Here is an 8,642-nt window from a genome sequence, read left to right on the forward strand (position 1 = left end):
GAAACCTGGATGGCCCGTGGCGGGTGTCCGTGCGGACCCGGACGGGGGCTAGAGACCTTGTCGCAGGGTGTCGCGCCGTTTCTGCGCGGCTTCCAGCTCTTTGTGCAGGGCCTCCGCCTGGGCGCGTTCGGGGAAGTCCCGCTTGTCCTTCAACAGCACGTCCAGTTCCTTGCGGGCCTCCGCCTCGCGGCCCGCCTTAACGAGGGCCTGCGCGATGTGCAGGCGGATCTGGGTTTGTTGGGGCGCGTGTACCGCCGCGTCTTGCAGGAGCGTCAGGCCCTTGTCCACCATGTTGTTCTGCACATAGATCCAACCCACCGTGTCCTTGATTTCCGGGTTGGTTTCGCTGGCGGTGAGCAGCTTCTCGGCGAGGTCCAAGGCGCGTTTGTCGCCCTGTTCCTGATAGAGCCAAGCCAGATTGTTCTGCAGCAAGGGGTTGTTGGGTTTCAGGGCGTAAGCCCTTTCATAGGCATTCACCGCCTCTTTGCCTTTCCCTTTGGTTTGATAGCCAATGCCCAACATCAGCCAGGATTCCATATCGTCGCCATGGGCTTGCAGCCACTTGTTGAGCGCGTCGAACGCCGCCTGGTCATTGCCTTGGGCTTTGTGGGCCTGGAACAGGCGGCGCGCCAAAATGGCCGTGGGCGTCACCTGGTAAGCCTTGTCGTAGGCGGCGATGGCGTTCTTGTATTGCTTCTGGGCCAGCCAGATGTCGCCTTCCAATTGCCAGCCGACCGGCGATTGTGGTTGCCGCTGCTTGATGATGTCCGCCATTTTCTGGGCCTCCTCGTACTTTTTGTCGTCCGAGGCGAGTTGCACGGCGAGTTCGGCCTGGGCCAGATAGGCGGGGATGTAATCCGGTGCCGCCCTGGCGGCGTTCCGCCATTCCTCCCGTGCCCCGGTCTTGTCGCCGGCTTTGTAAAGGGCCTGGGCGAGTTGGTGCCGGTATTCGGGGTTGTCGGGCACTTTGTTGACGAGCTTTTTGAATGTGATCACCGCGCTTGAGACTTGATCGTTGGCGAGTTGCGCGACGGCCAGATTCTGCATGACCTGGGGCTGGTCGGGATTGTTGGCGTCCGCGTCCCGCGCCACTTCCAAGGCCCGCAGCAGCTTGCCTTGGGTCAGGTGGTACTTGGTCAGCATCAGCGAGGGCTGCGGCATCTTGGGATTCTTCTCCCGGGCCGTCTCCAGATATTGTTCCATTTGAGCGTAGTCCTTTTTGCCCTCGGCCACTTGGGCGAGGCCGATCAAGGCCGACACGCTGGCGGGGTTGTGCTTCAAGACGCCTTTGTACAACTCAATCGCGGCGTCGGTGTTGTTGGCGCTTATCTCAAGCTTGGCCAGGTTCACCGCGGCGGTGGCGTATTCCGGATTGAGCTTGAGGGCCGCCTTCCAATGCTCGCGGGCCTTATCCGGATCGCCCTTGGCCATGTAGGCGGCCCCGAGCAAATTCTCGGGCAACGGGTCTTCTTTGAGCTTGCCCTTCAATTTGTTGGCGGCTTCGATGGCCTCGTCCCGCTTGCCGTCTTGGAGCAGGGCCAGCACCAGCATCACGTCGGCTTGAAGTAGGTTCTGGTCGAGTTCCACGGCGGCTTTCAGGTCCGTCACCGCCTCGTCGAGATGGCCGGAGGCCATCCGCCCCAGCGCCAATTGCGCCTTGATGGTCGCGGCCTTCGGGTCGAGTTGGGCGGCCCGGGTCAGGTACTCCGTGCCCTGGTCGAACTGCTTGCTTTCGAGATAGGCGCTGCCCAGCAGCGACAAGAACTGCGCGTCGTCCTTGCCCAGGTCTTCCACCCCTTTCAGGAGGCTGATGGCCTCGGTGGGCCGATGTTGCTTCAGCCGGGTGGCGGCCAGCAGCTTTACGGCGGGCAGGTGCTTCGGAAGCTTGTTCACGAATTGCGAAAGTTGGCTCTCGGCGGTTTCCAATTCGCCCTTCTGGTAGGCGATGGTGCCCAGCAGCAGCTTGCTGGGCAGATGGTCCGGCAGCGCGTTCGACACCTTGGCCAGCAGCTCCTGCGCCTCGTTGAGCTTCTTTTGCTGGTAATCGACCACGGCCTCCAGGTACATGGCCAAGGGCACATCGCCGAACGCCTTGCGAACCACCGCCACGTCCTTGGCCGCTTCGTCCACTTTGTTCAGCGTGAGTTGGGCGGTGGCCCGCCCCAGCCGGGCGCGGATGTCGACGGGCAGAATTTTCAGCGCCTTGTCGAAGGCGTCAACCGCGCCGGGCAAGTCGCCGTTCAAGCGCTTGGCCTCGGCCATGATGACCCAGGCGTTGAGGTTTTTATCGTCCTTGCCGACGACCTTGGCGGCGTACTCGATGGTCTTGGCGAATTGCTTCTGTTGCGCTTGCAACATGGCCAGCCCGAGCAAAGCCTCGCTGGCGTCCGGGTCGAGCTTGAGGGCCGCGTCGAAGTTCTCCTGGGCCTTGGCCGGGTCGTTCTTGCTGATATAGGCGGCACCGATGATGCCGAAGATTTGGGCGCGGAGCGGCGGGGCCAAGTCCTCGTCGGGCTTGATGTTGTCCAGCAGGGACTTGGTGTCGTTTTGCAGCAGGTAGGCGCGGCCCAGGCTGGCGATCCATTTGTCCTTGGGCGCGTTGAGGTCGCGGGCCTTCTCGAATTCCTTGACGGCGGCGGGTCCATCGCCCAGTTTCATATAGGTTTCCCCGATCAAGAGCCGGGCGTCGGCGTTCTGGGGGTTATCCTTGAGGAAGTTTTTCAGCTCGATGACGGCGGCCTTGTGTTCGCCCTTGTCGAGATATTCCTTGGCCGTGTCCATCGAGCTGTCTCCCGCCTGCGCGGGATGTGCGCCCGCCAGCGCCGCCAGAACCACGAGTGCGATGAGCTTTTTTTGCATGTAGCCCCCTAAACCTTGAGATTGAATTTGGTTAAAAGTGCGTACAAGGTCGGCCTGGCCACTTCCAGGATTTCCGCCGCCTTGGTGATGTTTTCGCCGGATTCGCTGAGGGCCAGGCTGATGGCCTGACGCTCGGCGATTTCCCGGGCTTCCCGCAGGGTCAGCAGGCGCCGCTTGGCCTCGCCCGCCGCTAGTTCCATGTCCTTGGCTTCGATCAAGGGGCCGGTCGCCATGACCACCGCCCGTTTGACCTTGTGTTCCAGTTCCCGCACATTGCCGGGCCAGTGGTAGGCCTCCATGGCCGCCAGCGCCTCGGTGGTGAAGCCCAGCAATTGGCTGCGCCGCATTTGTTTGCAGAATTTCTCCAAAAAGGCCCGCGCCAACACCAGCACATCGCCGGTGCGGTTCCTGACCGGTGGAATGTTGATGGTCATTTCGTTGATGCGGAAGTACAGGTCTTCCCGGAACCGGCCTTCGCGGATGAGCTTGGTGAGGTTCTGGTGGGTGGCGCAGATGACCCGCACATCCACCTTGATGGGCTGCCGTCCGCCGACTCGCTCCACCACCCGCTCCTGCAGGACCCGCAGCAGCTTGGGTTGCAGCGGGAGGGGGATGTCGCCGATCTCGTCGAGGAAGAAGGTGCCGCCGTCGGCCAGCTCGAACTTGCCCTTGGTTTGCTGGGTCGCGCCGGTGTAGGCACCCTTCTCGTAGCCGAAGAGCTCGCTTTCCAGCAGGCTTTCCGGGATCGCCGCCGCGTTGACCGCGATGAAGGGCTTCTTGGTCCTGGGACTCAGGCCATGCAGCGCCCGCGCCAGCACCTCCTTGCCGGTGCCGCTTTCCCCCAGCAGCAACACCGTGATGTCGGTGGGGGCGAGCCGTTCCACCATGTGGCAGACCTCGTGCATTTCCGGGCTGGACGCGATGATGCCCTCCAGGGGGTTGGTGATGTGGACGCGCTGCAAGCGGCGGTTTTCCTCCTCCAGGGCGCAGAGGCGGAAGGCCCGGTTCACCACGAAGGCCAGGATCGAGGGGTCGATGGGCTTTTGATAGAAGTCGTAGGCGCCGAGGCCAATGCACTTGACCGCGTTCTGCTGGTCGTCGTTGCCGGTGATGACGATCACCTTGGTTTGGGGCGCCAGGGAGAGGATTTCGTTCAGCGTGGCGATGCCCTGGCTGATGCCGCCGGGATCGGGCGGCAGCCCCAAATCCAGCGTGACCACCGAAGGCTCGTGGCGCTTCACGGCGGCCAGGGCCGAGTCCTTGTCGTCGGCCACCAGCACCTTGTATTGGTCGAAACTCCAACGCAATTGGCTTTGTAGGCCGGGATCGTCCTCGACGATCAGCAACGTTTGGTCGCTCAAGCGGATTTAACCTCGTGTGCGGCTGGTTCCACCAATCTGGGAACGGTCGGGATAAGGAAACTGAACAAGGCACCCCCGCCGGGTTCGCTCCTCACCAAGAGGTCGCCGCCCAGCGAGCGGACATATTCGCGGCTTTCATAGGCGCCGATGCCCATGCCGGTAAGACCCTTGGTGGTGTCGAAGGGCTTGAACAAGCGGGCGAGGATGAACGCCTCGTCCATCCCGTGCCCATTGTCTTCGACTTCGACGATGGCTTGATCCATGCCATCCTCCGCCGGCCGCAGCCGGACCTTGACCTGACCGCCGCGTCCCGCCGCGTCCTGGGCGTTTTGGATGACATGCTCAAGGGCGGCGGCGAGACGGTCCGGGTCGGCCTGCACCCACGCCCTGGGTGCCATGACGTCAAGGCGGGGCGCGGGGAGCTGGCCGCTCCGGGAGGCGACCACATCCCGCAGCAGGGGCGCGAGTTCCACCTCGGCCAGCGCGTGCCCCGCGCCGAAATTCTTCAACTGCGCCATCAGGCGGCTCATTTTGCCCACCGCGTGGTCGACGGTGCGGATGGCGTCGCTCATGAATTCTGGATTGTGCTGGTGGCGCTCGGCGTTGCGGACCACTAGGCTCAGTTGCGCGATCAAATTCTTCAAGTCATGCAGCACGAAGGCCGACAGCCGGTTGAACCCTTCGAACTGGCGGGCCTCGGCCAAGGCGCGGGCCGCGTCCTCCAGGGCCAGATAGCTGGCGGCGAGGCGGCTGGAGGTCTTGAGGAAGTCGATGACCTCCCAGTTCCAGTGGATGGGGGTGCGCGGCACCGTCAATAGCAGCACGCCGTACAGTTCCCGTTCCTTATGGGCCAGCGGCACCAAGAGCCAGGCATTGGGGCTGGCGTCCAGCCACGCGGGCCGGTTCAGCCCCTCGTAGCCCTCCGGCATGGAGACCATTTCTTCGAGGTTGAGTATCCATTCTTTTTCTTCCATGTAACGGATGGCCAGATCGTGCCCGTCGATGTGCGGGATGTTGATGTCCGGGTCGCCGAAGCTCGCCCGCTGGATGAAGCGGTCGTAGGACTCGCGGACCCACAGCACGCCGCTGGGGCTTTCCACCGCTTGGCCCAGGGCGATGACGATGCGCTGCTCCAAGGGCAGCGGCGAGCGAGTATCGGACAAAGTATTAATAATGCGCAACCATTCCTGGCGGTAATCGTAGGCGTGATTGAAAAAGTTCTTGGTGAGGAACACCCGCATTCGCGCCCGCATCTGCCCGGAGAACAGCAGCAGCGCCAGCAGCAGGAACGCCCCCCCGAGAAACACGATCTGCGCCACCGTGCCCCATTCGCCGCCGTAGACCCGGATATAGTAGCCCGCCGTCGCCATCAGCAGGAGGTAAATGCCGGCCCCCAGCAGGGTGACGGAATGAAAGACCACCTGCCGGGAGACGAAAATGTCCAGCGCCCAGTCGGGGTTGCGGGCCGCCGACACCGCCAGCAACGGGGCCAACAGGGCGGAAATGGCGCCCCGCGCCGCCCAGATGTCCGGGTTGATGCGGTGGAACAGCAGGGCGTCGGAATATAAATAAAAGTCGTAGGCGAACATCCCGCCCAGGGCGAAGCACAGGAATTTGATGCGCCAGCGCAGGTCGGTGCGGGTGTTGCGGAAATACTGCTCCACCAGCGTCAGGCCCGTCAGGGCCAGGGCGATATGGCCGATGAGTTGGTAGGCGGGGCGGAAAACGCCGGGATAACGGGCTTCCAGGAAGGGCGCGCCCCACAGGTATAGCGACTGGATGACCGCCGCCGCCCAGAGTCCATTGCGGAGCAGCCGGGGGTTCTCGATGCCCGCCGCCTGGGTCGGGCTGTCCTCCGCCGGGCTGAGCAGCTTCGCGAGAAAGGCCAGCCAAATATAGGAATGGATCAGCTCGGCGGACCAGATCAGCCGGGCCGGAAAGATGTGATAGTTCTCCTGGATGCCCAACAGGCCGCACCACAGCGCGGTGGTGGCTGCGGCGAAAATCAGCAAACGGCCCCGGAGGCTCCCCTGCCAACTGACGAACAGGAGGATGTTCAGGATGACGTTAGCGGCGAATCCGGCGAAGTAGCTGACGGCCCCAATGTTCATAAGCTGTCCGGTTGACTGGCGCTCCAGTTTCCAGCGGTGGTGTTGAATCTATGCGATGCCGCTGTCATACCCGGCTTGTTCAACGGGCGCCCTTGCCCCAAATCACCACCTCGACGGTTTGCAGCATGATGAGGAAATCAAGGAACAGGCTGTAATTCTTCACGTAATACAAATCGTACTGGAGTTTCTCGATGGCGTCCTGATACCCCGAGCCATAGGGGTAACATAACTGCGCCCAACCCGTGATGCCGGGTTTAACCCGGTGGCGCTCCGAGTAATAGGGGATGGTTTCCGCGAATTTCTCGACAAACTCCGGGCGCTCCGGGCGCGGCCCCACGAAGCTCATTTCGCCCGTCAGCACATTGAACAATTGCGGCAGCTCGTCGATCCGGGTCTTGCGGGTGAAGCGGCCCACCCGGGTCACGCGGTCGTCGTTCTGGGTGGCCCAGCGCGCCCGGCCATCCAGCTCGGCGTCGGTCCTCATGCTGCGGAACTTGATGACCTTGAACAGCCGCCAGTTTTTGCCCACCCGCACCTGTCGATACAGGATGGGGCTGTTCCAGCCGCTTTCGATCATGATGGCCAGCGCGGCCAACAGCATGACGGGCCAGGCCACGGCCAGCAGGGCCAGACTCGCCGTGACGTCGAACACGCGCTTGCCGAGTTGCTGAATGCCGCTGTATTGGAAGCCGTCGGAAAACACCAGCCAACTGGGATGCAGGCAGTCGACCCGGATCAGCCCCGCCTCCCGCTCGAAGAAGCTCAGCAAGTCCACGACCTCCATCCCGCTCATCTTGCAATCGAGGATTTCGTCCACCGCCAGGCCGCCGCGCCGGTCGTCGGGCGCCACCACGATTTCCTCGATGTCCTGCTGGGTCGCGAATTCGTTGAGGGGAACCTTAAGGTCGCAGAGGCGGGCGGGATTGACCCGGCACGGCTCGTTGCCCATCTGGACGAAGCCGATCACCTGGAAGTTGGGATTGACCACGCGGGTTTCGAAATCGAGGATCATGTTGGCGTTGTAGCCCGCGCCCAGCACCAGCACCCGCCGCCGCAGCACCCGCCGGTCCACGACCCTCAGGAACAGGAACCGCGACACCAGCACCAGGGTCAGGGCCGCCAGCAAGGCGTAGCCGAACACGCCGCGCCCCACGAACACCTCCGGGAAGGCGTAAAACACCAGCCCCATGGCAATCGAGCCAACCAGGAAGGCGCCAAAAATCCGCAGCAACAGGCCCGCGTCGCCGCCGCTCTGGACCCGTTGGTACAGTCCCATGCCGGTGGTGCTGACCAGCATCATCACCGTGAAGATCGAGGCGGGGACGAACGGCGGCTCGATGACCGAATATGTCAAGGAGTTTGGAAAGAACCGGAGGAGGCTGCCTAAATAAAAGGCGGAGAAGAAAACGGCGGAATCAAGCAACAAGATAATCAAGTATATGCTAGAAATGTAATGCCGGAATATACGAATCATGTCCGCTCTTGTTGTAACTAAGTCGCGTCAATGGTAAGGATTGCGTATTTTAACTTTTGATTAATTATGTGCGCCCTGAAGGCACGATATTCATCATGGTTATTTCGGGAATGGGCGAAGCGGATGATTGCGAATTGGCAAGATCAATGAAATCACGAAAGCTCCCGGTTGAAATGAGTGAGGTAAAAGATTATTTTGAGGGAATAATTGATCCGGGGCTTTGCTGGATAACTGGATGCGGATTTGGTCGAGTGTCTGAATAGGCCGACCCTATGAGCGTGAATATAGTATTCGTGCGTTGTGGGCGGCTTCGCCAAACTCGGCATAATCTTAGCCCGGAATCCAGGCTTCTCCCAATAAAAACATGACGATTGATGGGGTGGGCGGGGCGGCGGGGCGTTTTTTCCGGGCAGCCGCTCCGGGCCATCGAGCGTCGCGCCATGTCTCTTTGGGTCCCCTCTCCCGGTGGGAGGGGGAGAAAATCACGTGGCGCGATTGCCCCGCCGGTCACGCGGGCAAAGCTTTCACGGCTCTATCCGCGTCCCTTACAATAGGCCCAGCGCGTGGCGACCGCCGATGGGTGGCGCCGCGCACCTCATCCCGCGAACAGCCCGCCCACAGGACGGCAATCGACCCCTCCTGCACGCTGGGCGGTTCGGCGTTTTAAACCATTCGGTCGCGTTGCGTCAATTTTGGCAGCTTTAATTGACACGACCACCGGCTTTGAAGATTTTGCGAGTACCCGGAGGCATGATGCGCACACTTGCGGAAGCGAAGATCGGGATTATTGGGCTGGGGTACGTGGGGCTGCCCCTGGCCGTCGAGTTTGGCAAGCAC

At 61.9% G+C, this 8,642-nt stretch carries 5 protein-coding genes; 1 reads left to right on the forward strand and 4 read right to left on the reverse strand.

Translation table 11 applies throughout. The features are described from left to right. Positions 1–48: 48 nt before the first annotated feature. From prsT to ACXWUF_RS13805, 4 genes are all read right to left on the reverse strand, one after another. Positions 49–2,859, reverse strand: a complete 2,811-nt coding sequence (gene prsT / locus ACXWUF_RS13790) for an XrtA/PEP-CTERM system TPR-repeat protein PrsT (protein ID WP_458495244.1) — start codon at positions 2,857–2,859, stop codon at positions 49–51. Between the two features lie 8 nt (positions 2,860–2,867). Further along, positions 2,868–4,220: a PEP-CTERM-box response regulator transcription factor gene (gene prsR, locus ACXWUF_RS13795; protein WP_458495245.1), complete on the reverse strand. Its 1,353-nt coding sequence runs from the start codon at positions 4,218–4,220 to the stop codon at positions 2,868–2,870. Continuing rightward, on the reverse strand, positions 4,217–6,331 hold the full coding sequence (prsK, locus tag ACXWUF_RS13800; RefSeq protein WP_458495246.1) for an XrtA/PEP-CTERM system histidine kinase PrsK: 2,115 nt from the start codon (positions 6,329–6,331) through the stop codon (positions 4,217–4,219). Before prsK ends, prsR begins: the two co-directional genes overlap by 4 nt. Before the next feature lie 79 nt (positions 6,332–6,410). Further along, positions 6,411–7,805: a TIGR03013 family XrtA/PEP-CTERM system glycosyltransferase gene (locus ACXWUF_RS13805; RefSeq protein WP_458495247.1), complete on the reverse strand. Its 1,395-nt coding sequence runs from the start codon at positions 7,803–7,805 to the stop codon at positions 6,411–6,413. Positions 7,806–7,861: 56 nt separating this feature from the next. On the opposite strand from ACXWUF_RS13805, the gene ACXWUF_RS13810 reads away from it, so the two are divergent. Beyond that, positions 7,862–8,068: a hypothetical protein gene (locus ACXWUF_RS13810; protein ID WP_458495248.1), complete on the forward strand. Its 207-nt coding sequence runs from the start codon at positions 7,862–7,864 to the stop codon at positions 8,066–8,068. Positions 8,069–8,642: the final 574 nt, after the last annotated feature.

It is taken from the genome of Methylomagnum sp., from assembly GCF_054333355.1.

Bases quoted from the DNA above. Each gene is read 5' to 3' on its own strand.
- prsT (WP_458495244.1), bottom strand. From the start codon at position 2,859: ATGCAAAAAAAGCTCATCGCACTCGTGGTTCTGGCGGCGCTGGCGGGC.
- prsK (WP_458495246.1), bottom strand. From the start codon at position 6,331: ATGAACATTGGGGCCGTCAGCTACTTCGCCGGATTCGCCGCTAACGTC.
- ACXWUF_RS13805 (WP_458495247.1), bottom strand. From the start codon at position 7,805: ATGATTCGTATATTCCGGCATTACATTTCTAGCATATACTTGATTATC.